Source organism: Weizmannia acidilactici, assembly GCF_008974185.1.
Classification (GTDB): domain Bacteria; phylum Bacillota; class Bacilli; order Bacillales; family Bacillaceae_C; genus Weizmannia; species Weizmannia acidilactici.
In genome coordinates this window covers 19,264-45,668 of record NZ_BKZP01000010.1, presented here as the reverse complement: position 1 = coordinate 45,668, position 26,405 = coordinate 19,264, and the positions used below count along the sequence as shown (strand labels likewise).

General features: G+C 45.9%; 22 protein-coding genes, 1 tRNA gene and 1 pseudogene. 16 read left to right on the top strand and 8 right to left on the bottom strand.

The window, feature by feature from the left end; all coding sequences use genetic code 11:
• Positions 1-46: 46 nt before the first annotated feature.
• The 5 genes from thrB to BpJC4_RS06190 form a co-directional block, all read right to left on the bottom strand.
• Positions 47-967 (bottom strand): homoserine kinase, encoded by a 921-nt coding sequence (thrB, locus tag BpJC4_RS06210; protein WP_151697659.1) that lies wholly within the window; start codon positions 965-967, stop codon positions 47-49.
• A complete protein-coding gene (thrC, locus tag BpJC4_RS06205; RefSeq protein WP_151681251.1) occupies positions 964-2,028 on the bottom strand; it encodes a threonine synthase in 1,065 nt (354 codons plus the stop codon). Before thrC ends, thrB begins: the two co-directional genes overlap by 4 nt.
• Before the next feature lie 3 nt (positions 2,029-2,031).
• The gene (locus BpJC4_RS06200) at positions 2,032-3,327 is read right to left on the bottom strand and encodes a homoserine dehydrogenase (RefSeq protein ID WP_151681250.1); all 1,296 of its coding nucleotides are present in this window, start codon (positions 3,325-3,327) and stop codon (positions 2,032-2,034) included.
• 116 nt (positions 3,328-3,443) lie between these two features.
• Complete coding sequence (locus BpJC4_RS06195; RefSeq protein WP_151681249.1) at positions 3,444-4,223, bottom strand: arginase family protein; 780 nt, start codon at positions 4,221-4,223, stop codon at positions 3,444-3,446.
• 153 nt (positions 4,224-4,376) lie between these two features.
• Positions 4,377-4,796 carry a DUF4064 domain-containing protein gene (locus BpJC4_RS06190; protein WP_151681248.1) on the bottom strand — a complete coding sequence of 140 codons (420 nt, stop codon included), beginning with the start codon at positions 4,794-4,796 and terminating at the stop codon, positions 4,377-4,379.
• Positions 4,797-4,944: 148 nt separating this feature from the next.
• On the opposite strand from BpJC4_RS06190, the gene BpJC4_RS06185 reads away from it, so the two are divergent.
• The 11 genes from BpJC4_RS06185 (at position 4,945) to BpJC4_RS06135 (ending at position 17,689) form a co-directional block, all read left to right on the top strand.
• The gene (locus BpJC4_RS06185; RefSeq protein WP_151697658.1) at positions 4,945-6,399 is read left to right on the top strand and encodes an NAD(P)H-hydrate dehydratase; all 1,455 of its coding nucleotides are present in this window, start codon (positions 4,945-4,947) and stop codon (positions 6,397-6,399) included.
• 65 nt (positions 6,400-6,464) lie between these two features.
• Positions 6,465-7,349, top strand: coding sequence for a UTP--glucose-1-phosphate uridylyltransferase GalU (gene galU / locus BpJC4_RS06180; RefSeq protein WP_151681246.1), 885 nt, complete (start codon positions 6,465-6,467; stop codon positions 7,347-7,349).
• 191 nt (positions 7,350-7,540) lie between these two features.
• A complete protein-coding gene (locus BpJC4_RS06175) occupies positions 7,541-8,656 on the top strand; it encodes an AbrB family transcriptional regulator (protein ID WP_151681245.1) in 1,116 nt (371 codons plus the stop codon).
• An 8-nt stretch (positions 8,657-8,664) separates the two neighbouring features.
• Positions 8,665-8,937 carry a YhdT family protein gene (locus tag BpJC4_RS06170; protein ID WP_151681273.1) on the top strand — a complete coding sequence of 91 codons (273 nt, stop codon included), beginning with the start codon at positions 8,665-8,667 and terminating at the stop codon, positions 8,935-8,937.
• The gene (gene panF / locus BpJC4_RS06165; protein WP_151697657.1) at positions 8,934-10,382 is read left to right on the top strand and encodes a sodium/pantothenate symporter; all 1,449 of its coding nucleotides are present in this window, start codon (positions 8,934-8,936) and stop codon (positions 10,380-10,382) included. The genes BpJC4_RS06170 and panF overlap by 4 nt, the downstream gene beginning before the upstream one ends.
• Positions 10,383-10,484: 102 nt before the next feature.
• Positions 10,485-10,557 (top strand) — tRNA-Lys (locus BpJC4_RS06160).
• A 353-nt stretch (positions 10,558-10,910) separates the two neighbouring features.
• Entirely contained in the window at positions 10,911-11,852 is a 942-nt protein-coding gene (locus BpJC4_RS06155; RefSeq protein ID WP_151681243.1) for a magnesium transporter CorA family protein, read from the top strand.
• Between the two features lie 387 nt (positions 11,853-12,239).
• The gene (adhE, locus tag BpJC4_RS06150; protein ID WP_151681242.1) at positions 12,240-14,852 is read left to right on the top strand and encodes a bifunctional acetaldehyde-CoA/alcohol dehydrogenase; all 2,613 of its coding nucleotides are present in this window, start codon (positions 12,240-12,242) and stop codon (positions 14,850-14,852) included.
• 122 nt (positions 14,853-14,974) lie between these two features.
• Complete coding sequence (locus BpJC4_RS06145) at positions 14,975-16,081, top strand: DEAD/DEAH box helicase (RefSeq protein ID WP_151681241.1); 1,107 nt, start codon at positions 14,975-14,977, stop codon at positions 16,079-16,081.
• Positions 16,082-16,159: 78 nt separating this feature from the next.
• Complete coding sequence (locus tag BpJC4_RS06140; protein ID WP_151697656.1) at positions 16,160-17,188, top strand: IS1595 family transposase; 1,029 nt, start codon at positions 16,160-16,162, stop codon at positions 17,186-17,188.
• Between the two features lie 63 nt (positions 17,189-17,251).
• The gene (locus tag BpJC4_RS06135) at positions 17,252-17,689 is read left to right on the top strand and encodes an HIT family protein (RefSeq protein WP_151697655.1); all 438 of its coding nucleotides are present in this window, start codon (positions 17,252-17,254) and stop codon (positions 17,687-17,689) included.
• A 443-nt stretch (positions 17,690-18,132) separates the two neighbouring features.
• On the opposite strand, the pseudogene BpJC4_RS06130 reads toward BpJC4_RS06135, so the two are convergent.
• Positions 18,133-18,890: pseudogene (locus BpJC4_RS06130) on the bottom strand (creatininase family protein).
• Between the two features lie 572 nt (positions 18,891-19,462).
• On the bottom strand, positions 19,463-19,906 hold the full coding sequence (locus BpJC4_RS06125) for a C40 family peptidase (RefSeq protein WP_151680800.1): 444 nt from the start codon (positions 19,904-19,906) through the stop codon (positions 19,463-19,465).
• Positions 19,907-20,189: 283 nt separating this feature from the next.
• Between BpJC4_RS06125 and map the strand changes: the two genes are divergently transcribed.
• A complete protein-coding gene (gene map, locus BpJC4_RS06120) occupies positions 20,190-20,933 on the top strand; it encodes a type I methionyl aminopeptidase (RefSeq protein WP_151680799.1) in 744 nt (247 codons plus the stop codon).
• Here map and BpJC4_RS06115 read toward each other — a convergent pair.
• Complete coding sequence (locus BpJC4_RS06115; protein ID WP_151697654.1) at positions 20,914-21,495, bottom strand: biotin transporter BioY; 582 nt, start codon at positions 21,493-21,495, stop codon at positions 20,914-20,916. The genes map and BpJC4_RS06115 overlap by 20 nt on opposite strands.
• A gap of 327 nt (positions 21,496-21,822) precedes the next feature.
• On the opposite strand from BpJC4_RS06115, the gene BpJC4_RS06110 reads away from it, so the two are divergent.
• The 4 genes from BpJC4_RS06110 (at position 21,823) to BpJC4_RS06095 (ending at position 26,360) form a co-directional block, all read left to right on the top strand.
• Positions 21,823-22,209, top strand: a complete 387-nt coding sequence (locus BpJC4_RS06110) for a MerR family transcriptional regulator (protein ID WP_151680797.1) — start codon at positions 21,823-21,825, stop codon at positions 22,207-22,209.
• Positions 22,206-23,729: a class I adenylate-forming enzyme family protein gene (locus BpJC4_RS06105; RefSeq protein WP_151697653.1), complete on the top strand. Its 1,524-nt coding sequence runs from the start codon at positions 22,206-22,208 to the stop codon at positions 23,727-23,729. Before BpJC4_RS06110 ends, BpJC4_RS06105 begins: the two co-directional genes overlap by 4 nt.
• Positions 23,713-25,362, top strand: a complete 1,650-nt coding sequence (locus BpJC4_RS06100; RefSeq protein WP_151697652.1) for an acyl-CoA dehydrogenase family protein — start codon at positions 23,713-23,715, stop codon at positions 25,360-25,362. The genes BpJC4_RS06105 and BpJC4_RS06100 overlap by 17 nt, the downstream gene beginning before the upstream one ends.
• Before the next feature lie 71 nt (positions 25,363-25,433).
• Positions 25,434-26,360: an SDR family oxidoreductase gene (locus tag BpJC4_RS06095; RefSeq protein ID WP_151680794.1), complete on the top strand. Its 927-nt coding sequence runs from the start codon at positions 25,434-25,436 to the stop codon at positions 26,358-26,360.
• Positions 26,361-26,405 lie beyond the last annotated feature (45 nt).

Genomic DNA, 26,405 nt, shown 5'->3' with positions numbered 1-26,405 from the left:
CGAATGATGAAAAAAGGTGTTGATGCTTGGGCATCAACACCTTTTTTTAATGATTCAGCATATTGAATGCCGCAAATTTTTCGACGACAAGGCCTGTATGGTCAATTTTGGCTGCTTCTACTGACATATGGGGAAAATGCGCCTGAAGCGTTTCCGCCATTGCTTCTGCACGACCGAACGGCACCAACGAAATGATCGTCGGGCCGGCGCCGCTGATCACAGTGCCGTATGCGCCGAGCGATTTGGCCAACTGCCGGATTTCCATAAATTCCGGAATTAATTTGATCCTGTACGGTTCATGAAAACGGTCCTGCTCCATCATTTTGCCGGCCAGTTCATACTGCCCGCCGATGAGTGCGGCGATGAAAAGATTGCTGGCTGCGCTCCCCTTTACAGCTTCTTTCCTAACATAAAATTCAGGGAGCACTTTCCGCGCGTCTTCTGTTTTCAGTTCATAATCCGGGATAAACAGCAGCAAATCGGCCATAATGTCAAAAAATGGTACAACTTCGAATCGTCCGTCCCCATGCTCCGCCGAGACAATCAGCCCGCCAAATAACGACGCAGCAACATTATCGGGATGCCCCTCAATCTTGGAAGCGAGATCCAGTTTCTCCTGCGGGGAAAGGCCGAGATTTCCGGCGTAGTTGGCCAGTTCTATTCCGGCGACCACAGCCGAGGCGCTGCTTCCGAGCCCGCGGGCGAGAGGGATTTCGCTGTCTACAACCACTCTGCACGGGGCAAGAGAAGCGTGATGCAAATCAGCGGTTTGCCGTGCAATTTTTAAGATAAAAGGATCACCGTCTGCCGGCAGCGGCGGCAAAAGCGGCGAAACCTGCTCAAAAACCCATTCATCATGATCATATACTTCGAGCGTCAAAAAGCGGTTAAGCGCCATCCCGACAGAGTCAAATCCGGGCCCGAGGTTTGCCGTGCTGGCGGGCACGCGGATTGTCAACCTGTTCATACATGGATCACATTTGAAAGATAGTCCATCACGGCTTTTTCATTAGCCGGCAGCACGGCAGGCCGGACATTTACTTGTGACATGGCAGTTTGCGGATCTTTTAATCCGTTTCCGGTGAGGACGGCAACAACCTTGCTTCCTTTTTTGATCTGTCCCGTTTTCACCTGCTTGATCACACCGGCGATTGAAGCGCATGAACCGGGTTCGGCGAAAATCCCTTCATTGCGGGCAAGCAGCTGGAAAGCTTCCAAAATTTCCGGGTCTGAAACCGAATCGATGTCACCGTTGGATTCATCGCGGGCAGTAACAGCCAATTTCCAGCTTGCCGGATTGCCGATGCGGATTGCCGTTGCAACGGTTTCCGGATTTTCGATGACGCGGTTTTGGACAATCGCCGCGGCGCCCTCCGCCTCAAAGCCGTGCATTTCCGGCAACCCTGTCCGGAACTTTTCATGGAATTCTTTAAACCCTTTCCAATAAGCACTGATGTTTCCGGCATTTCCGACCGGGATCGCAAGCACATCCGGCGCCGAACCGAGCTGTTCGCAAATTTCGAATGCGGCCGTTTTTTGGCCTTCCAAACGGTAAGGGTTGACGGAGTTTACAAGCGTGACCGGCGATGTTTCGCTCACCTTCCTTACGATTTTCAGCGCTTGGTCAAAATTGCCTTCAATTTCTACAATTTCCGCTCCGTACATCACTGCCTGGGCTAGTTTGCCGAGTGCGATTTTTCCGCTCGGAATGACGATAATCGCGCGGATCCCCGCTTTGGCCGCGTATGCAGCAGCAGAAGCCGAGGTATTTCCGGTTGAAGCGCAAATCACCGATTTGCTGCCGTTTTCGATCGCTTTGGCGACGGCCACCACCATACCGCGGTCTTTAAAAGATCCGGTCGGGTTTAAGCCTTCAAATTTTCCGTACAGTTCCACGCCGAGTTTTTCCGAGAGGCGCGCAAATGGAATGAGCGGTGTATTTCCTTCATATAAAGTCAGTTCCGGTGTCTTGTCTGTTACGGGTAAAAATGCTTCATACTGTATTAATAATCCTGGCCATTGATTCATATTTTACGCCTCTCCTTCAACAAGGTAATAGCTGTTCACTTCTTTAACGACAGGCATTTCGTTTAATTGCAGCAGTACTTTTTGGAAACGGTCAAGCGAAACTTTATGGGTTACAATGATGATTTCCGCAAGTTCATCCCGTTTATCAGGCGTCTGCAAAATCCGTTTAAAACTGATGTCCAATGCACTGAACGCAGAGGTAATTTTTGAAAAAGCGCCGACCTGATCCTTTAAATGCAAGCGGATATAAAACTGACCGTAGCGCTGATCGAGCGGCATCAATTTCCGTTCAAAGCGCGGGCCCCGCAAATTCCTGCCGTTCACACCGAGCTGCATGTTTTTAATGGCGGCGACCACATCGCTCACCACAGCTGTTGCAGTTGGCATGCTTCCGGCGCCCGGACCGTAAAACATCGCCTCTCCGATTGCTTCCCCGTTGATATAGACGGCGTTGAATTCATTTTTGACTGAAGCGAGCGGATGATTTTGGGCTACAAAAGTCGGCTGCACGCAGACTTCGATTTGCTCATCCTGGCACTCCGCCACACCGATCAGCTTCATCGTATAACCGAGCGTTTTCCCGTAATGCAAATCTTCCGATGATAGATTCGTAATCCCTCCCACCTCCACATCTTCCAGTTTTACATTTGTATAGAATGCAAGCCTTGCCAAAATCGCCATTTTCCTCGCCGCATCGAGTCCTTCCACATCCGCGGTCGGGTCGGCTTCGGCAAATCCAAGCGCCTGCGCATCTCTTAGCGCTTCTTCGTACGAAACACCTTCATCCATCATTTTCGTCAAAATGAAATTCGTTGTTCCATTGACAATGCCCATTACTTTTTGGATCCGGTCGGAAACAAGTCCGTCAGTCAGTCCCCGGATAATCGGGATCCCGCCGCCGACGCTCGCTTCATACAGTAGGTCGCATTGGTTTTTCCAGGCAAGTTCCTGGAGTTCCGGGCCGTATAAAGCGATTAAATCTTTATTGGCGGTGACAACATGCTTTTTATTTTCCAGCGCCTTTATAATGTATTGGCGAGCTTCGTTGACGCCACCCATCACTTCGACCACTACATCAATTTCCGGATCATTCAATATGTCATCGGGATTTAAGGTAATCGAGGCGGGATCAATTTCTATATCGCGGTCTTTTTCGATGTCGCGCACCAATATGCGTTTCACCTTCACTTCATATCCAAGCTGATGGACTAGTTCTTCCTGATGCTGGCGGATTAGTTTGACGACGCCGCAGCCGACGGTCCCTAAGCCGAGCAAGCCGATTGAAACGTCCGTTTTCATTTGATCACACCTCTTTATGTATTTTTGAAGAGAACAAATGTCTTTGTATAGTAGACATTAAAACATGATTAAAGAGGAAGATCAAGACTTTCTTTTTAAAAAAGTAGGAAAAATTTTTATGCACCAACAACGTGTCGGGGTTCCGCCTGCAGGCACAGTGCCAATATTTCTGCGTTGACCGCATCATTTTTACGGATGATGCCGGAAGCATGCGGCAAAAAGCGTTCGGCTGGTGAGACTGGGGTTTCCCCGCATATATCAATGCCGAAAACCTGTTTTTCTTCGAGAATAGCTGCTATATACGAAAATAGTTCCTGCTTGTCCATTACGCCCTGGTCCCAGTTTGTTTCGGCAAAATCCGGATCAAGGACATCTTTATCAATGCTGATGTAGGTCATATCGGTATGGATGGCTGATAAAACCAAATTACGGTCTTCATGATGCTGTTTCGTAAAAGGGAAAATTTGGACGGAATACGGAGGGCGAAAGTGTGCTTGAATCGAAGTCGGTCCGATCATGACCACTTTTTCAAGAAGCGGGTTGGTTTTCAGGGCGTAAGAGACCCAAGACCCGCATGAGAGCATTTTTTGTTCAAAACCGTTATCCATGTCGGGATGATTGTCGAACAGCACAAGGGTGAAAGGCTTTGGCGCCTCTTTTAAAAGCAGAGAAGAAACATAGTGGTAGTTGCCGCTGCCGAGAAAAGTAATGCCCCTTTGCGTACGGCGTTTCAGTGCGGCTTCAATTTTGCGGAGGGAATCTTCTTCGCAAAAAAGATTCGTATGGTGCAAGTTTTTTAGATTAATGGTTTCATGTGTAAAAGACTGGACTGTTTTCTGGTCGTCGTACGTTTCATCAAATGCCAAAATCGTTACACCTTTATGCAATAAACCCATCTTTCTCCATCTCCTTTAAGAATAATCGATCGGCTGCAAACAGGTTTCCTTGATGGCGGAATATTGAAACGATATTTGTTTCTATTCTATCATATTTGCCGGGGAATATGGAAAAAAGCCTTTCCCCTTTAAGAAAGAAAGGCTTATGTCCCGTTAATCAATTGCTTTCGGCACTTTTCGTACAAGGCTCATAGTGCCGGCGATCAGATAAAGCAATGCCGGAAGCCAGCCGATCCCGATGGAAAAAAAGAACATGAGCAAAGCCCCGATAATCAGCAAAATGCCTGCCAGTTTTGGGCCTTTATTGCCCCTTAGTTTTACAGCTGCAACAATGCCGAGCACCATGCCGATGGCAAGGATTACCGCAAGGCCCCAGCCGAGTGCCTGGAACGTATCCAATGCTTTTTGAACGTCGGCTTGCTGCAAAGCGGGTTCGTTATTGATTTCCTTTTGAAATTGGTTTACAAAATCCTGGTTTTTCAGCACAGCCGCGACAAAAATCACCATCAGCGCGGCAAGCCCGTTTAAGATCGCCCCAATCACACTCAGCACGATTTCACCGGTCCGTTTCATTCATTGCACCCCTTTTCTAAAATCTTATCAAAAGCATTCCTTCAAATACATACGTACAAAACAAGAAAAGGATTCTAAAATCGCAAATTTTATGTTCCTGCGCGCTGCCAGTGTTACAATAAAACTATCGGGATGGAGGTGTGTACTGATGTATATTTATACAAGCAGGGAACTCAAAGAGGCGGATCAATTGGCTGCTTCTTTAGGAATGGAAACGTTTGCGTTGATGGAAAATGCCGGGAGCGGCTTGTACCGGGAACTCGCCCCGTTGCTTTCGAAAGAGGAAGACGTTGCCATCCTTTCCGGCGAAGGAAACAACGGCGGCGACGGGATCGTGCTTGCTCGTTATTTAAAGCTGAACGGATACAAAGCGGACTTGATTTTTCCGTTAGGGCTGCCGCAAACAAAAGAAGCTTCACAGCATTTTTCCTATTTTAAAGCGTGCGGCTTTGAAGAGACCCCTTTTGGCCAAGGAAAAAAATACGACTGGATCATTGACGGGCTGCTCGGCGTCGGTGTGAAGCTTCCGTTAAGGGGGGAGCTAAAGGATGTCACAAAATGGATCAATGCGCAAGGTGCGAAAGTTGTGGCGATTGATGTGCCGACGGGTGCGGCGAGCGATACGGGCGAGGCGGATGAACACGCGGTTCGTGCGGATTACACATTTTCGCTACACGGGTTTAAGCCGTCAAGTTTTTTATTCCCTTCTTCCGATTATTTTGGGGAGACCCGGGTTATTGATATCGGTTTGCCGCAGACTTCCACATGGAAGGTGTGGACGGAAGAGGATGTTGCCCGCACGCTGCCGAAACGGGACGGCAATGTACATAAAGGTACATACGGCACAGGGCTTTTGGTTGCCGGGAGCGATGATATGCCGGGCAGCGCGGCACTGGCTGCAATCGGCGCCATGCGGATGGGCATTGGAAAGCTGTCGGTATTTACGGAAAGCGGCGCCAAAAATGTAATCGCCGCGCTCGTACCGGAAGCAACTTATATTCAAAGGGATTTTTCAAAGAAAATCGGAGACCTTGGCCAAAAATTTGCCGGGATTGCCATCGGTCCGGGGATTGAACCGAATGAGGCGTTTGAAGCCTTTATTGCTGCTGCATTTCAAGAACCGTTGCCGGTCGTGCTTGATGCAGGGGCGTTAAGCAAAAGGACGTACCCGAAAAGGACGGCACCAGTGATTGTAACGCCGCACCCGGGAGAATTTTCGCGTATGATAGATATACCTTCTAAAACCATTGCGGCCGACCGGATCCGGCTTGCTTCAGCTTATGCACGGGAACAGGGCGTTGTTGTCGTATTGAAAGGACAGTACACGGTTATTGCTTTTCCGGACGGCAGCGGCATTGTAAACCCGACCGGCAACGGCAGCCTGGCAAAAGGTGGAAGCGGAGATACACTGACAGGCATGCTCTTGGCAAATATATGTACGCATGATAACATCAAAGAAGCGGTTGCGAATGCCGTTTACATACACGGCGCCTGCGCAGACCTTTGGATCCGGGAAAACGGCGCTGCAACGCTCACAGCACATGATTTTTCCCAACTGCTCCCAAGAGTCATGCATAAATTGGAAAAGCTTTGCGTAAATTAGTCTGAAAAAGAGAAGCGCCACCCCATTCGAAAGTGGGGATTGTTTAACAAAGAGGTGATAGAAATATGCAGAAAATCAAAAAGGCGATTATCCCGGCAGCCGGTTTAGGCACACGTTTTCTGCCTGCAACAAAGGCGATGCCGAAAGAAATGCTTCCGATTGTCGACAAGCCTACGATCCAATATATTGTGGAAGAGGCAATAGACTCGGGCATTGAAGACATCATCATCGTAACCGGGAAAGGAAAACGGGCGATTGAAGATCATTTTGACCATGCTTTTGAATTGGAAGATAATTTGATTGCAAAAGAAAAATTCGATCTGCTTGAAAAAGTGCGTCAGCCTGCCGAAGTGGATATCCATTATATCCGGCAAAAAGAACCTAAAGGGCTGGGGCATGCCATTTGGTGTGCGCGCAAATTTATCGGGAATGAACCGTTTGCGGTGCTGCTTGGCGACGATATCATTCAGGCCGAACCGCCTTGTTTAAAACAAATGATAGATGTATTTGAAGAAGTCCAGTCAAGTGTGATTGCGGTCATGGAAGTGCCAAGGGAAGAAACGGACCGCTACGGCATCATTGACCCGCTCGGCCAAAAGGGTCGTTTGTACGACGTGAAAGGCTTTGTCGAAAAGCCGAAAGTGGAAGAGGCACCGTCCAATGTGGCGATTATCGGGCGCTATATTTTAACGCCGGAAGTCTTTAATTTCCTAGAACTGCAGCAGGTCGGCTCCGGGGGCGAAATTCAGCTAACCGATGCCATTGAAAAACTGAATGGCATCCAAAAAGTGTATGCTTATGCATATGATGGGAAGCGCTACGATGTCGGAGAAAAGTTCGGCTTTATCAAATCAACGATTGAAATGGCGCTCACCCGCGACGATCTGCGGGATGAACTGCTCAAGTATCTCGAAGATTTACAGTTGAAAATCAAAAACCATCTTATATAAAGGCTATGGATTGTTATCCGCCGCTCATCCTGCGGTTTTCCCGGTAACCGATCGGCGCCTGTTTTCGGCAGTGCCAGCATCTGCCGAAAACAGGCGCTTTTTTGATTTTACATGTCCAATTTTGGTTAGAATTGAAAAAATCGCCAACAAGTTTTAAGATGAAAACAGAAATAGAATGAAAGAGTGATGGAATGAAATCGCTGTATTTCAACGGGGAACATCTGGCGGCAAGGATCCTTTTCACGCTTGCCTGGTCACTTATAGGCGGTTATTTGTTCAGCCTTATCCATCTGCCGCTTCCGTGGTTGCTTGGATCTTTGGCCGCCGTCATGGCCGGTTCGCGGATCGGAAAGGTGAGGCTGTACTGGCCGCAACAGTTGCGTAATGCAGGGCTTATTATTGTAGGCTATACGATCGGGCTGTCTTTTACGAAGCAGGCGATCAAGGAAATGGTGCTGCAGCTGCCGCTCATGCTTTCCGTTACGGTGCTTTTGCTGCTTGCGAGCGCCGCTTTTGCCTGGGTGGTGTCGAAAGCGACCGGAATCAACTATCCGACGATTTTAACCGGCAGCATACCGGGCGGCTTATCACAAATGGTCACATTGGCGGAAGAAATGAAAGGCATTGACCTGACCGTGGTGACCTTTATCCAGGTGACAAGGCTGCTCATGATTGTGTTTTGCATCCCGCTCCTTGTGTTTAGCCCGCTTTTTCATGGCCCGGGCACAGGGGAAGCCGTTCGGCATACAGCTGGCAGCTGGCATGACCTGTCCCCGAATATTTTCCTTTTTGCCGTTATGTGCACCGTCTTCGGTATGCTCGGGAAAAAATTGAAACTGCCGACACCTTTCCTGCTCGGGCCGATTCTTGCCACCTGCCTGCTGAATCTCGCCGGGGTCGGTGGAAGCCGTTTGCCGCAATTGTTCATTGATATTTCACAAATCTTAATGGGCGCTTACCTCGGATTGATGATGAAACCGGAACAATTGAAAAATAAAGCAAGGGTCAGTTCCCTCTCTATCTTAACGGGCGCCGGGTTAATCACGGCTTCATTTTTTCTCGGATTTATTCTTGTAAAATTATACGGAGCGTCAGTGGTAACAAGTTTCCTGAGCGTTGCGCCAGGGGGGATGGACCAGATGGGGCTTTTGGCGCAGGAAGTCCATGCGAATCTATCGGTTGTTTCATCCTATCAAATGTTCCGGATTTTCTTCATTTTAACAGCGGTGCCGCCCGTATTAAGGTGGCTGTTTAAGCGCAGGCTACCGGCGGCTAAACAAGTAAATGGAAAGGAAGGCACACCTTGAAAAAAAGACTGGAAACAGAAGATAAAAGATTTAAACAGGCGCACAAGGAGGCTCTAATCGGCGTCGGGCTTGTCGTGTTTAATTTTTTATGGTGGTACGGTTTTGCTTACGGGCTCGGTTCGCGCCCCGTAAAATCGTTCCATTATGTGTTTGGGATGCCCGCATGGTTTTTTTACAGCTGCATTGCCGGATACATCGTTGTCACGCTGCTTGTCATCGTACTGGTCAAATTCTTTTTCCGTGACATTCCTTTTGATGGCGAAAAGGGGGGCGAGCCATGAATTGGCCGGTCATTACCCCATTGCTTATTTTTCTTATTACCATTTTTGCCGTTGGTTTCTGGGCCAATCAATACGTCATCAAAACACACTCCTTTGTACAGGAGTATTTTCTCGGGGAACGGCAGCTAGGTGGTTTTATCCTCGCAATGACAATGGTGGCAACGTACGGAAGCGCGAGCAGTTTCATCGGCGGACCGGGCGTGGCATACACGCAGGGGCTCGGCTGGGTGCTGCTAGCCATGGCGCAACTTTCAACAGGCTATTTCGTCCTGATGGTGCTCGGGAAAAAATTTGCTATCATGGCGCGTAAATACGAAGCGGTCACGTTGATTGATTTTTTAAAAGGGCGTTACCAGAGCGATGCGGTTGTTATTTTATCGGCTTTAAGCATCATCATTTTCCTTTTTTCGTCCATGACGGCGCAGTGGATCGGCGGCGCGCGGCTCGTTGAATCGCTGACCGGTATGTCGTATACGGCATCCCTGTTGATTTTTGCCGCTTCGGTCACTTTATTTGTGATTGTCGGCGGATTCAGGGCTGTCGCGGTTACCGATGCGGTCCAGGGCGTTGTGATGTTTACGGGGACATTGATTTTACTCGTGGCTACGGTCAAAGCGGGCGGCGGCATGGACCATATCATGACCAAGCTAGCCGCGCAAAATCCGGATTTGATTACCCCGTTCGGTGTTGGCCATGGGCTCAAGCCTGTATACGTATCGTCCTTTTGGATTTTGGTCGGAGTCGGTGTGGCCGGTTTGCCGCAAATTACGGTGCGCGCAATGTCTTATAAAAATTCACAGGCGATGCACAGGGCAATTATCATTGGAACCATTGTCGTCGGCTTCATCATGCTCGGCATGCATTTAATCGGTGTTATGGCGCGTGCCGTCATGCCCGGCGTGAAAATACCGGATACGGTGATGCCGCTTTTGTCCATGAAGGTGCTGCCGCCATTTTTTGCCGGTATTGTCCTCGCCGCCCCGATGGCTGCCATTATGTCGACTGTTGATGCCCTACTGATTTTGGTCAGCTCCGCGCTTGTGAAGGATATTTATTTAAATTATGTGAAACGAAACGCTTCCATCAAACATATCAAGGCGGCCAGTTTCGGCGTGACCGCGGCGATGGGGATCATTGTTGTACTGCTCTCCCTCAGCCCGCCGAACCTGATTGTGTGGCTCAATTTGTTTTCCTTCGGCGGATTGGAATCCGTATTTATTTGGCCGGTGATATTCGGGCTGTATTGGAAGAAAGGCAACAAATACGGCGCCGTTGCTTCCATGGTGCTTGGCATGGGCTCTTATATTTTGTTTGACCGGCTCCATCCGAACCCGTTCGGCATGCATACGGTCGTGCTGCCGATTTTGATTTCATGCGCAGGATTTATCGCGGCAAGCCTCTTGTTCAGACATAAAGCAGCCGCCATTCCGGTAAAAACGGAGTGAGCCTTAAATAGTGAAAACCCATTTCACACCTGTTGGCGGGCAGGAAAAATTTTATTCTTGCCCGCATCCAGAAATTGTGCTAATATATCTATTGTCATCAGCGGGACATTAGCTCAGTTGGGAGAGCAGCTGACTCTTAATCAGCGGGTCGTGGGTTCGAGCCCCTCATGTCCCATAGCAAAGCAATATAATCGGCATGATGTGCGGTTATATTGCTTTTTTTATACTTAAAAAAACTTTTCCTGGACGTGGAGTACGAAAAATTGTCCAGCAAAAAAATAACGGGCGGACATATTCACGCATACTATATTGTGGTATAATAAGGTGGTTGCGGAAATCGGCCGCAAATCATCATACAAGGAAAAAAGGAGATGATAACTTATGGATTCAGACGCGCATCCGAGGTCGTACATGAAACATACGCAAGAGGAAGTCTTCATACTGACCTCATCAAATCCAAAAGGTTATCAATCTCTGGAAGAGTAAAGTATGCATGAGCTTCCTCAAAATACAAGAGGAGGTGGCTGCATGTTAAATATATATTTAACGAATGAAAGCGGCAAACTGCAAGAAATAGACACCTTGTCAAAAGGGTGCTGGATGAACCTTGTGAATCCGACAGAAGAAGAAATCAATTGGGTCGTACAACAAACCAATATTCCGGTTGATTTTATTAAAGACCCTTTGGATGTTGACGAACGCTCACGTATTGAAAAAGAAGACGATGATATTTTAATCATTGTCGGCCTTCCTGTAAAGGTAAAAGACGATGTGGACTCCGCGCTGTATGATACCATTCCGCTCGGGATTATCGTCACGCCTTTTTATTTCATTACCGTTTGCCTGCAGGAAAATCCGATAATCGGAAAATTTATCCACAGGCGGGTACGGGGATTTTACTCCTACATGAAAACGAGATTTACCCTTCAAATCCTTTATGAAATTGCAAGCTATTATTTGAATTACTTGAAATATATTGACCGCCGATCGAGCCTGATCGAACGCGAACTGCACGAGTCGATGCGGAATGAAGAACTTTTTGAACTTCTGAGCCTCGAAAAAACGCTCGTTTATTTTACCACTTCTCTGAAAGCCAACAAAATTGTGATGGAAAAAATGACGCGGCAGCATTTCTTGAAAGTGTATGAAGATGATATGGATCTGCTGGATGATGTCATGATTGAGGTCAAACAGGCGATTGAAATGTGTGAAGTGCACAGCAACATTTTAAGCGGCATGATGGATGCGTATGCGTCAGTCATTTCCAATAACGTGAACGCTGTAATGAAATTTTTGACAACCTTCACGATTATCCTGTCACTGCCGACGATGGTTTCCAGTTTTTTCGGCATGAACTTGCAAGGCATGCCATGGCATTCAAGTGCGCACGGTTTCTGGATGGCTTTCCTGACCTCATTGATACTTTCCTGTGTAACGGCTGTCATTTTTTGGAAGAAAAAATATTTTTGAAACAGTTAGCTGTGGGGAGATGTTTTTGCATAAAATTCATCTCCTTTTTTATTTTTCATTGTGAATGCGCATTTTTCACAAGTGAGATCTTTGTATATATGTGCATATTTATTCATCAAAAATGAAAGCACTTACAACAGTGAAATAATAAAAACATTTATTTTAATTGAACCTAAGCAGCAAAGCAATATTTTTTGAAAAAGGATTATTAATCTTTTATTCATTTGTCACAAATCAGACACAGTTATATTATGTGAAATCGTTTATAATGGAGTCAAGAGGAAGAGATGCCTCACAACACATATTTGTGAACTCATTCACAATTATATTTTTTTGGTTTTGCATGTGAAAATTTTCACAAAACCTTTTTGAATGGAGGCCACGATCATGGCGGATGATGAAAAAGTTGTAGACAAATCAGCTCAAATTACGGAAATGGTGGATTCGCTCGTAGCCAAAGGGCAAAAAGCGCTGCGCGAATTTATGGAGTTAAGCCAAGAACAAGTGGATCACATTGTGAAACAAATGGCACTGGCAGGTTTGGAACAGCATATGGTGCTGGCAAAAATGGCAGTCGAAGAGACGAAACGCGGCGTCTACGAAGATAAAATTACGAAAAACCTATTTGCGACGGAATATATTTACCACAACATCAAATACAACAAAACCGTCGGCATTATTGAAGAAAATGAAAATGAAGAAATTGTAAAAATCGCTGAACCGGTCGGCGTCATTGCAGGGGTTACACCGGTTACCAACCCGACTTCAACAACAATGTTTAAAGCTTTGATTTCGATTAAAACAAGAAATCCGATCATTTTTGCGTTCCATCCGTCCGCGCAAAAATCAAGCAGCTATGCGGCGAAAGTGATGCTCGATGCAGCTGTTAAAGCGGGGGCGCCGGAAAACTGCATCCAATGGATCGAAAAACCGGCCATTGAAGCCACACAGCAATTAATGAACCATCCGGGCATCTCGCTCATTCTTGCAACGGGCGGATCGGGCATGGTGAAATCCGCGTACTCGAGCGGCAAACCGGCTCTCGGCGTCGGACCCGGCAACGTTCCTTGCTATATTGAAAAAACCGCAGATATTCAAAGGGCCGTCAACGACTTAATATTATCTAAAACGTTTGACAACGGCATGATCTGCGCATCCGAACAAGCGGTTATTATTGACAAAGAAATTTACGATCAAGTGAAGAATGAATTGATCGCAAACAAATGCTATTTCTTAAACGAAAGCGAAAAGAAAAAAGTCGAAAAAACCGTGATCAACGAAAAAACGCAATCGGTGAACGGCGCGATTGTCGGCAAACCGGCCTATGAAATCGCAAAAATGGCGGGAATCGATGTTCCGGAAGATACAAAAATTTTAATTGCGGAACTCTCCGGCGTTGGTCCTGACTATCCGCTTTCAAGGGAAAAACTGAGTCCGGTTCTTGCCTGCTTCAAAGCAAACAGCACGAAACAAGGTTTTGAATTTGCGGAAGCGATGCTGGAATTCGGCGGCCTTGGCCACTCAGCCGTCATCCATTCGCAAAATGATGAAGTGATCAAACAATACGGTTTAAGGATGAAAGCCGGCCGCATTATCGTAAACTCTCCGTCTTCCCAAGGGGCAATCGGCGACATTTACAACGCCTACATGCCTTCTTTGACACTGGGCTGCGGCACATTCGGCGGTAACTCTGTTTCTACAAACGTCGGCGTCATCAACCTGTATAACGTAAAAACAATGGCAAAACGGAGAGTCAATATGCAATGGTTTAAAATTCCGCCACGCGTCTATTTTGAAAAGAATTCGGTACAGTACCTGGAAAAAATGCCTGACATCTCGAGCGCTTTTATCGTCACCGACCCGGATATGGTAAAGCTTGGCTATGTCGATAAAGTATTGTACTATTTAAGAAAACGCCCGGACTATGTCCACTGTGAAATTTTCTCTGAAGTAGAGCCGGATCCTTCCATTGAAACGGTACGCAAAGGCGCAGCGGCGATGGAAAGCTTCCAGCCGGACGTAATTATTGCGCTGGGCGGCGGTTCTGCGATGGACGCGGCCAAAGGCATGTGGCTGTTCTATGAACATCCGGAAGTCGACTTCAATGAATTAAGGCAGAAATTTATGGATATCCGCAAACGGGTTGCAAAATTCCCGAAACTCGGCCAAAAAGCGCAGCTTGTATGTATCCCGACAACGTCCGGAACCGGATCTGAAGTAACATCTTTTGCCGTTATTTCGGATAAAAAGAACAATATGAAATACCCGCTGGCGGACTATGAATTGACGCCGGATGTAGCGATCATTGACCCGCAATTCGTCATGACGGTGCCGAAATCGGTCACTGCGGATACCGGGATGGATGTTCTGACGCACGCGATTGAAGCATACGTTTCGAACATGGCCAATGACTATACGGACGGCCTGGCAATCAAAGCAATCCAGCTTGTCCACGAATTCCTGCCGAGAGCGTATGCGGACGGTAATGATGCGTTGGCGCGCGAAAAAATGCACAATGCATCGACCCTGGCAGGGATGGCATTTTCGAACGCATTCTTGGGCATCAACCATTCTCTTGCCCATAAAATCGGCGCCGAATTCCATATTCCGCACGGCCGCGCCAATGCCATTTTACTGCCGCACGTGATCCGCTATAATGCGGTGAAACCGAAAAAATTTGCGGCATTCCCGAAATACGAGCATTTCACAGCCGACAAGCGCTATGCAGAGATCGCAAGAATCCTCGGCCTTCCAGCCAGTACAACAGAGGAAGGCGTAGAGAGCCTCATCCAGGAGATCATCCGGATGGCGAAAATGTTCAACATGCCGCTCAGCCTTAGAGCAGCCGGCGTGAAAAGGGCAGACTTCGAAAAACGCGTTTCCCTGCTTGCAGACCGTGCATTTGAAGACCAATGCACGCCTGCTAACCCGAAACTGCCGCTTGTCAGCGAATTGGAGGAAATTTTGCGCAAAGCTTTTGACGGTGTTGAAGAAAAGTAATCATGATACAATCAGCCCGGTGCCGGCTCCCGTTTTGAAGGGCTGCCGGTCCGGGTTCTTTTCTTTTCCGGCCGGGGTAGTGTATGATAAAAGCACTGAAAAACAAATGTTAGGAGAAAAAAATGGGAAACACTATCGTTCATTCGCTACAGACTTTTTTGCGGCAAAATTGGGACAAATCTTCGTTTGAACACCTTACGGGCGTGCAGGAAAAAACAATCCCGCTTGTTTTAGATGGCCGGGATGTGATCGCGGAATCGCCGACAGGATCCGGAAAAACGCTCTCCTATCTGCTACCGGTGCTCGAGCGTATCGAAACCGGAAAGAAAAATGTCCAGGCCGTGATTTTGGCCCCATCAAAGGAACTCGTCATGCAAATTACGGCGGAAATCGGAAAATGGGCGGAGGGAAGCGGCATCCAGGCTGCTTCGCTGATCGGCGGTGCAAATGTGAAAAGGCAGATTGAAAAACTGAAAAAGCACCCGCAAATTGTGGCCGGCACACCCGGGCGCATCCTGGAACTGATCCGGCAGAAAAAATTGAAAATGCATGAAGTAAGAACGATTGTGCTCGATGAAGGGGACCAGCTTCTTGGGAAAGAATACAGCGGCACAGTTGGAAAAATTGTCAAATCCGCTCTGCGGGACTGCCAGTTGCTGCTTTTTTCGGCGACTTTACCTGAAGCAGTCGTCCAAAAGGCAAAAGAACTGATGAAAGATCCGATGCTTGTCCACGTTAAAGTAGATCATGCGGCACAACCGGTAGAGCATGTATATATCGTAACCGGCGACCCCCGCGATAAAATCGAACAGCTGCGCAAAATTGCCCGTATGGGTGGTGTCCGGGCGCTTGTATTTTTGAATGACAGATGGGATGTTTCGGTTGCGGCGGAAAAACTGCGATATAAAGGAATTGTTGCTGCCGAACTGCATGGCGATATGCGGAAGGAAGAACGGGAAAAAGCGGTCCGGCTGTTCCGGAACGGGGCTGCTCCGCTCCTTTTGGCAACAGATGTGGCTGCGCGCGGTTTGGATATTCCTTCGATTACCCATGTGATCCATTTTGATTTGGCGGAGGATGTTTCCCGGTACGTGCACCGTTCAGGGAGGACAGGCCGGCTCGGATCCATTGCAGGCACCGTTATTTCCCTCGTTACGCCAAAAGAAGAAACCGTTTTGAAAAAATATGCAAAAGCGAGGGATTTGGATTTAAAAAGAAGGCTCTGTTAAAGAACATTGTTGATATTTGAAACGCAACCAAGTTCTTGCTATAATTACAATTAGAACAAAGGTTCGGGAGTGTTAATGATGGACAAAGCGTTCAGTAACCTATTAAAATACATCGACAAGTTACCCCATACTAAAAAGGAACGAGTATATCAATGGGTAAAACGTTATGTTGACCCGACCTCTTCCGTTGGTGGTAGATTGATTAACGAAATGAGGGAAACTCGTTTTAAAGATGGTTTCGAGTGTCCCCATTGTACATCTGAACACGTTGTTCGATTCGGAAAAGTCAAGGGTCGTCAACGGTATCGTTGTAAAAGTTGCCTTAAAACCTTTACGGATACGACTAACCCCGTTCTTTTTCGCACCCGAAAAGGTGATGAATGGATTACATTTGTGGATTGTATGTTCAAAGGCTACTCCCTGCGTAAATCGGCTGAAATCGTAGGGGTTACTTGGGTTACACTTTTTTACTGGAGACATAAACTGCTATCCGCCTTAAAGCAAATGGATTTTGACCATTTTGAAGGTATCGTTGAAGTTGACGATACCTATTTCTTGTACTCTCAAAAAGGGCAACGTGGCATTACAGAACGGAAGCCTCGAAAACGTGGAGGAAAATCCAAACACAGAGGAATCAGCCACGAACAAGTATGTGTTCTTGTTGCAAGAGACCGTACAAAAGCAACCGTCTCCAAAGTATCTTGTATGGGGCGTATTGTAAAAACCAAAATTGAAACTATCATTGGTACTAAACTATCGTCTGACAATGTGCTTGTTACAGATGCTTGGAGAGCATACAAAACCTATGCAAAAGAAAAAGGGTTAAAGCATTACCGAATCAAATCCGATGATGGAAAGCACGTTATAAAAGGCTTATATCACATTCAAAATGTCAACAGTTTTCATTCTCGGATGAAGAAGTGGATTGACCGTTTTAAAGATGTGGCTACAAAATATCTTGATAATTACCTTGCTTGGTTCTTGTTTATAGATAGTCGCAGTAATGAAAGCACAAAACACAATATCAAAGAGTTCCTACTATCCTCATTTGTATTTGAAATGACCGATACTTATGATAGTTTACGTTTATCTAAATTCAGTGTGTAATTTATGAATAAAGTTTTCTTTTCCGACTAACTAAACAGATTACGAAGAAAAAGGGGGAAACATATGCCACAAGAAAAGTATTGTTTAGGAAGTGAATTAGCAAACAAAAAACTACCAGTTTATGTTGTGTACGAAGATGAGTATGTGACTTGTATCTTAGACCACGCTCCCTTTAATGATGGACATACTTTGATACTACCAAAGAAACATTTTAAAGACGTGGAAGAACTCAATGTGGATACAGCAAATGCAATTATGAAGGCATCTATACTTGTTTCAAAGGCTATTAAGTTATTGTATAAACCTGATGGTATTACAATTTGTCAAAATGGTGGTATTTTTAATGAATTAACCCATTATCATATGCATATTGTACCAAGATACGAAAATCAGTCTTTTTCAGATTTTTACTTAGAAGATGAGACAGAAAATGATAATAAAGTAAAAAATCTTAGGGACGTAATGTTAAAATTACAAGAGGCAATATACGCTGTTAAATAATAATCTGTATCAGCTAACGATGGCGTTATTTCAAGAAAAGAAGAACTTTCTTAACTCCGAAGTTCCTAAATTTTTGTGCTATATCAACATTAACCTTTAACACAGCCAAATACTTAAAACCGTTTCAACCTGTTCTGGAGTTAAACACTTCTAAACATCGTTCGACAATTTTTCTCCTTACATACAATGCATCTTCACTAATTTTAAGATTGTTCGACTCGCGCATTTCTGCCATGTCGCAACACTCCTTTTCTGATTTTTTGAAAGGCTTTGTTATCGTTAATTGCTAATTTTCGACCAAATGAAAAGCCACCTTATGATGATAAGGTAGCTTTTTTTGTACTTGTTCTATTCAACTCTCGCACTCATTAGTTCATTAAGATTGAATAAGATTTAATTAATACAATCTAAAAATCCTTCCATCTAAGGAAGAGATTTTTTAATTAACTTCGGCTAGTCTTTTTGCGATAGGCTTCTTCCAATACTGATTTTAAACCTTCACATTTTTTTGAAATAAATGTTGTCCAGAATTTCTTACCTTTTTCTGCAAGTTCTTCAGGAGTAAAACTATTTTCATCAAATTTTCCCCAACATCCATCCTTCGTCAATTTATCCCAGAAGATATAATCAGCGTATATTCGATTTTCTGTTGGAACATCCGAACCCATAGATTTTAGTTTTACAAGTTCAGGACATAACCACATTGCGGTACATACTGATAATAAACCACCGTGCATCTCATTAAGTCCTTCTAATCCAGCTGCTTTAATAGCTTCTTCCCAAGGAGTACGACCGTTATGATGAGGGGTTATAACAATCAAATCTTGATACTTATAGTTGATATGCTTGATAAACGCTGCTTCCCAGTAGGAACCCCCGTGACCACAACAAAGAACGAACTTTTTAAAACCCTGCCTATTTAAATTAACTATAATCTCTTCTAACATATTAGTAATACATTAGGACTTACAGTAACCGTTCCTTTACAGTTAGCGTGTTCTTCAGATGTATTAAAAGGAAGAGTAGGTAATACGTAAGCATTTAACTCTTTCCCATAGGCTTCAGCATATAATTCTGCAATTAAAGTATCCAAATGCATCGGTAAATATGGACCGAATTGTTCCGTGGCTCCAACAGATAAAATAGCTGTATCCGTGCCACTTTCTAATAATTCTTTTGTAGAATTTTTATAACTAAGCATATAAATTCCTCCATATTGTTTATTAATTTTTATCTTATCGGATTTTTGTTCATTCCAACTCACTCCTATCATTAATCTCCAATCATTTAATTCAACAAGGACTAAATAATTCCTTTTAAATCAATAACCAACACCCTCAGCTTATTTAACTAAACTGCTCCGTTAGTTAAATAAAAATCAACATGGAAATTTAACAGAGCCAAAAAGAAAAGAATTTGTACGCGGGAAAATGGTTGAACAAGGAAAAAGTAATCGGAAATAATCCGGTTGCTTTTTTTACAGGCAAGCGTCCACCGCTGCACGAAAGTTTGTTTGCCCATCCATGCAAATATTTTGCAATGCCGGGCTTTGCGAAGGAAAGAGTAAATGAGAAAAATAACCCGTATTTCGAACGGCTTGAATAAGAAACCAAAAACCGCCGTTGTAACGGTAAACCATAAGCGGTGTTTTTTCCGTGGGGTAAGCACCATTGGTAAACAAGCAAGATTGTCACTGGAATAATGGAAGCAACCAGTGGAAAGCTTCATAAAAAAGCAAAAAAATATCGGCAAAGGTCCCTAAAGTTTTGAGGGTTATAGCCTTTTTGCGCCGATATAACGTGGTTTCCAATAAGGATTATTCAGGCTGTCGATTTTTACCCCTTGCGATACGGAATGGATGACTTGGTTATGGCCAATATAAATGGCAACATGCGATACTCCTCTTGTATAGGTATGGAAGAAAACCAGATCTCCCGGTTTTAATTTCGATTTGCTGACTTTTTTGCCTTTTGTATACATGGCGGCTGCTGTTCTTGGGAGGGTTTTTCCGTTCTTTTTGTAAGTATATTTTACAAATCCTGAACAATCAAAACCGGATGGAGTAGTTCCGCCCCATTTATACGGCGTGCCAATGTAATGTTTTGCTGTTTTTACAACTTTTGCCGGTGAGTATGTAGCGGCTTCCGTTTGTTTAGATGGAAGCAGAAAACCAAAACCTAACATACAAGAAAGCAGTATTGGAGCTATCTTTCTCATTTTTCCACCTCTATCTCGTAATCACGCAAATCCAATATACCAATTTTTGTCGAATTTTTGGTTACGCTAACATTAAATAATATTACAAAAACATTACATAAACGACAAAATTTTAAATGAGTGGCACTGTTCTGTCTTAATAAACAGAGGGTTCAGTTGCCAATCTTTTTTGTTTGTTAAGGGGAGTGCCGTTCAAACTGGCAGAATTATGTCTAATTTTGAATTAAAAATTTATTTTTATATAATGGAAGCATGCACTCCACTATTGAAAGGAACGATCTCGATGATTGTCAGGTCAGAAGAAGATTTGGAAGGATTAAAAAAAATCGGCCGGCTCGTTGCGGCGATCCGCGACGAATTAAAAGAGAAGGCAAAACCCGGCATCTCGACGAAAGAATTGGATGAATTGGCAGGTAGAAGATTTGAAGAAAACGGGGCAATTTCAGGCCCAAAAGGAGAGTATGATTTTCCGGGTTACACATGCATCAGCGTAAATGAAGAAGTGGCACACGGAATCCCCGGAAACAGAGTACTGCGCGAAGGGGATCTTGTGAATGTCGATGTATCGGGATCGTTGAACGGATATTATGCCGATACGGGGATCTCTTTTGTGGTTGGAAAAGGGGATTCGGAACTTTTCGCCCTTTGCGAATGTGCGCAAAGGGCGTTCGACCGGGGCCTTGAAAAGATCAGGGCTGGGAAAAAACAAAACCAAATCGGTCGGGCGGTTGAAAAAGAAGTGTACAGAAGCGGATTCGAGGTGCTGCTGAATTTGACGGGCCACGGTGTAGGAAGGGCGCTGCATGAAGATCCGGAGTATATTTTAAATTATTACGATCCGGAAGATACAGATTTGTTACAAGACGGTATGGTCATTGCATTTGAACCGTTTGTGTCGACCGGCGCCGATGAAGTGGTCGAATCAGGTGACGGATGGACATATGTGACGCCGGACGGGAGTTTTGTGGCGCAAGTGGAACATACCGTCATTGTAACAAAAGGCAAGCCTATCGTTTTAACGCGATGACTGGGGAAACCGCCCGGATACGGTGTGCCAGCCAGCCCGCAAACAGCGATAAGATGATGTCTTTCGGAAGCGGCACAGCCATCCAAAGCCAGGCCATTTTGTAACTGAACGCCTGCGGGGCCTGTGCCCAAATTTTATAGGCAGCGTACATCCAGTTGGTTCCTATGAAATAATTGAGAACCAGACCGATGATGGCAGCGATGAAGTACGCTGTTAGATTTTGGCGCTTTTCAATGACTTTGCCGGTTGCATATGCGGCTGCAATAAAACTGAGAATGAATCCGAATGACGGGCTTACGACGGTTTGGAACCCGCCGCTGAACTGCGCAAAAACCGGCGCCCCCAATAAGCCGATCAGCATATAAGCAACCATTGATAGGGCCCCGAGCATGCTCCCGAGTACTGCCCCCGCCAGCACGGCAAAAAAGGTTTGTAATGTAATCGGCACCCCTCCGACGACAAGAAACGGCGCAATTGATGTAATATTTGTCCCAATCGCCATCAGCGCGGCAAACATCCCCGCATAACACAAGTCAATGGCACGGAATTTTTTTGCTGACATTTATTCCACATCCCTTTTTCTTGTTTTGTATACTAATAGATTAAAAAAACAGTAAATATATGTCAACTTAAATTTTAAATAGGTTTACATATAAGCCGGTTTGTTTCAAAATGAGCGGTTTTAGCACTAAAGTGTGGAATGGAATATAGTTGAAGTTTTGGTTCATTCCAAAATGGGGTTGTGCGTTCCCATTTGAAGTTGTTCCATCCCCCGAAAAAGCAGAGATCTAATGGAATTTCGCAAATGCAAAAAGGAATCTGTATTATCATATTGAAGTTAACGTTAACGTAAATAGTATGATAGTTCAAAAGACAGGAGGGGAGTGAGGTGCCTTATACCACATCCGAATTGGCGGGCGAGTTCGACGTGACGACCCGGACGATCCGCTACTACGAAGAACTCGGCCTGCTTAAACCAAAACGCGCTCCGAACGGCAGAAGATGTTACTCCAAAAAAGACTACACAAGGCTAAAACTCATTTTCCGCGGGAAACAATTACACTTTACTCTCGAAGAAATCAAAGAAATGATTGAGCTGTTTGACCGCGACCGCACCGGTATCAAACAATTGGAAAAAACGATTGAATACGGCGAGCAGAAACGGCAGGAAGTCATCCGGAAAATTCAGGAACTTCGGGAACTACAGGCCGAATTGGAAAAATACTTATCTGACTTTCAAACACGCTTAAAAAAGCTAAGGGAGGAGCAGGGATGAACATTCCTGAATTATTGGCACGAAATGCACGAAAGTATCCGTTCCAGGAAGCCGTTGTTTCACCGGATGAACGGCTGACGTACCGGGAACTGGACAAAAAAGTGAACCGTTTGGCGAACGCTCTTCAAAACCGCGGCTTCCGGCCGGGCGCCGGAGCGGTAATCATGATGCCGAACACTGTTGAATTTGTCATTTCTTATTTTGCCGTACTCCGCCTTGGCGGCATAGCGGTACCGATCAATGCTAAATCAAGCCGTGCTGAACTCGAATATATTTTAGAGCACAGCGAAGCATCCGCGTTTTTGGTTCATGAACGGCTTTTTGACGGCATAAAAAAGGCGGAGTTTCCGGAGCAACTTTTGAAAATAAAAACCGGTACTGCTGCATCCAGTTGGCAAACTTTTACAGAACTGATCGGGAACGCGACCGATACGGAAATCCGCTGCCTTTTAAAGGAAGACGATGATGCATCCATTCTCTACACTTCCGGCACGACAGGGAAACCAAAAGGCGTGCTGTTTACTTGCCGTAATATTTTGACTTCCGCTTGGATGATGTGTGTAGAAATGTCGATGAAACCGGAAAGCAGAATTTTGCATATGATGCCACTCAGCCATTCGGCACCGTTGCACCTGTTTTTGGTTGCGGGCACGATTGTAGGTGCAACCCATGTGCTTTCGCCTGTTTTTACGCCGGGAGCGCTGGACGAAACGGTCGAACAAGAACGCATTACCCATTTCTTTGGTGCCCCTGTTGCTTATTTGTTTACGGCAAAACTGCCAAATTTGAACGATTACGATTTATCCAGCATGCAATATTGGGTGTACGGCGGCGCACCGCTTTTAAAACAGGAAGTCGAAATGGTGCAGAAAGCTTTTCAAACAGACCGACTTGTATGCGTTTACGGTCTGACAGAAGCGGGGCCAAGTGGAACCTTGCTGCTACCGGAAGAACACAAAGAAAAAGCGGGAAGCATAGGGAAACGCGCAGCCCTTGGAACGGAAATCAGGCTTGTGAATGATCAAGGGGAAGAAGTGGGAATGAAAGAAGTCGGTGAAATCGCGTTATATGGGGAGAGTGTGATGAAGGGTTATCTCCGCGATCCCGAGGAAACAAACCTCGTCTTACAAAACGGCTGGCTGCTCACGGGTGATCTTGCAAGAAAAGATGAAGACGGCTTTTTCTGGGTAGTAGACCGAAAAAAAGATATGGTCATCTCAGGCGGCGTCAATGTGTATCCGAAAGAAATCGAGGATGTGTTGATTAACCATCCGAAAATAAAAGAAGTTGCGGTCATCGGTGTATCGCATCCGGAATGGGGCGAAACTGTAAAAGCTTTTCTCGTGTTGGAGGAACCGATCGGTGATATTGAAGGAGAATGCAATCGCTTCCTATCTGGAAAACTTGCCTCCTATAAAATTCCAAAACTGTATGAAGTAATCGATGAGCTGCCGAGGAACGCCACGGGCAAAATTCAAAAACAAGTGTTGAGGGGGATGACGAATGAACTTTTATCTTGACGACCCGAATTTAGGACGGCTGCTGCAAAAATATTTAGATCCGCAGTTTTTTGAGTGGGCTGAAAAAGAATGCACCGAATTCGGGGCGATGTGTGCGGAGGAGATCGATGAGCGTGCGGCGCACACCGACCGCGAAGGCCGGCCGAAACTCATCAAATACAACCGTTACGGGGAAGATGTGTCAAAAGTATGGGTGAATGAAGGCTATTTAAAAACGGTTGAGCAGGTATACAACAAAGGAATTGTCGGCTATGTCCATAAAAACATTCCAGATTTGGGCCGTAGAGGCAACTATGTGTATGCGTTTACGCAAGGCTATTTGTTGTCGCAGGCGGAACCCGGGTTTTACTGCCCGGTAACCTTGACGGCGGCGGCTGCATTTTTGCTCGACCATTACGGAAGCGAAGAACTCAAACAGGCCTATTTGCGGCAGCTCATTTCAACGGGGGAAGTTGAGCGTTTTGAAGGGGCGACTTTTTTAACGGAACGGCAGGGCGGCTCTGATGTCGGCGCCAATGAAACGAGGGCAGTTGCAGAAGGGGGCCATTACCGGCTTTACGGTGAAAAATATTTTGCCTCCAATGCAGGGATGTGCGGCGTGGCTATGGTATTGGCAAGGCGTGAAGGGGTGCCGTCCGGAACGAAAGGCTTAAGCTTATTTTTAGTGCCGTGGGAAAAAGAAAACGGTGAAAAGAACGGCATTTATATCCGCCGCTTGAAAGATAAACTCGGCGTGCGCGCGGTGCCGTCCGCCGAAGTCGTGTTTGATGGCGCGAAAGCTTATCTCGTGGGGGATCCTGCGAAAGGTTTTTACTATATGATGGAGGCGTTAAACCTTTCGCGCGTCTGCAATGCCGTTGCTTCAATTGGTATTATGCGCCGGGCTTACAGGGAAGCACGGGCATATGCGCTAAGAAGAACGGCATTTGGCCATAGGCTTGCCGATTACCCGATGGTGAAAGAAACGCTTGTCAAAATGGCGGCGAAGCAGGAAGTTGAAACAAGTGCCGTTTTCAGACTTGCCCGACTTTTTGACCGGACTGCTTTCGGAAAAGCGGATAAAAAAGAACAAATCATGGCGCGCCTTCTGATTGCACTCTTAAAAATGGAGACGGCCGAGCAGGCGATCCATTTTGCGCATGAAGCGATCGAAATGCACGGAGGGAACGGCTATATTGAAGACTTTGTCACACCAAGGCTTTTGCGCGATGCACAGGTGCTTACCGCCTGGGAAGGGACAGCCAATATTCTCGGACTTGAAGTGCTGCGCCTGATGCGGAAATTCAACGCCCATGAAATGTTCATTAAAGAGATGAAAAGAAAAACTTCTGTCTTGCAGGCGGGAGCCTTGTTATCTGCCGGGATTGAACAGCTGGAAGAAACTTGCCGGTTTGTCATGGAAGCGAAAGACGAGGCAGCCCAAACTTACCATTGCAAACGGATCGCCAAGCAAATGGTGAAAATTTTCGAAAGCGTGGTCGCGTTGGAAGATGCAGGGACCGGGGAACGTCAAAAATCCGTTGTCGAAGCATTTCTTCAGTTAACATGGCATGATCCGCTTTGTATCGACCCGGAAATGGCTTTCGTAAAAAATTTTGATGAAATTGTATTGGAAACGGTTCTGGGAAATTAGTGCGGCTGTCACGGAATTTCTTATGGCGAATACACTAAATGGAAAAAGCCTGGATAAAGAGGTGATCCATTTTGTATTGGCAGCAGCCTTATGCATATTTTTATCCGCCACAGCATGAACCGGTTTCACGGCATCACAGGCCGAAATATACGTTTCCGCCGCAGCATCAGCCGAAACAGCCGGGGATCGAGAAGCTGATGAACCCGCGCCCGTTGGTGGAAGATCTATCGTATTCGGGATCGGGCAAATTGAAAAATAAAATGGCAATTGTGACCGGCGGGGACAGCGGAATCGGGGCGGCCGTTGCGATTGCTTTTGCCAAAGAAGGCGCAGATATGGTAATCCCGTATTTTTACGAGTACGAAAACGAAGATGCCGAGCGCACGAAACGGAGAATTGAAGAGCTGGGGAGGCGGTGCCTGCTTATTCCAGGGGATTTGAAGGAGCCGGCTCATTGCCGGAATGTGGTGAAACAAACGATCGACACTTTCGGGCGCCTGGATATTCTTGTCAACAACCATGCGATGCAGTTTACCCAGGATAACTTCCTCGATATTACAAACGAGCAGTGGGATTTGACGTTTAAAAACAATATTTACAGCTTTTTCTATATGGTAAAAGCCGCGCTGCCTTATTTGAGAGCGGGCAGTTCGATCATCAATACAACATCGGTTGCTGCTTATGAAGGGCATAAATCTTTGATTGACTATGCCTCGACAAAAGGAGCGATTGTGGCATTCACAAGGTCGTTGTCGCAAAATCTTGTTAAGAAAGGGATCCGTGTAAATGCGGTGGCGCCCGGTCCGATCTGGACGCCGCTGATCCCGTCGAGCTTCAGCGCTGAGCAGGTTGCAAAATTCGGACGCGACGTGCCGATGAAACGTGCCGGCCAGCCGTATGAACTGGCGCCGGCTTATGTATATCTTGCATCCGGTGATTCCAGCTATGTTACCGGGCAGGTTCTTCATGTTAACGGCGGCACGATTACCGGATCATAGAAGTTAAGATATCCACATAAATCGGGGATTCGGAACATGAACGCG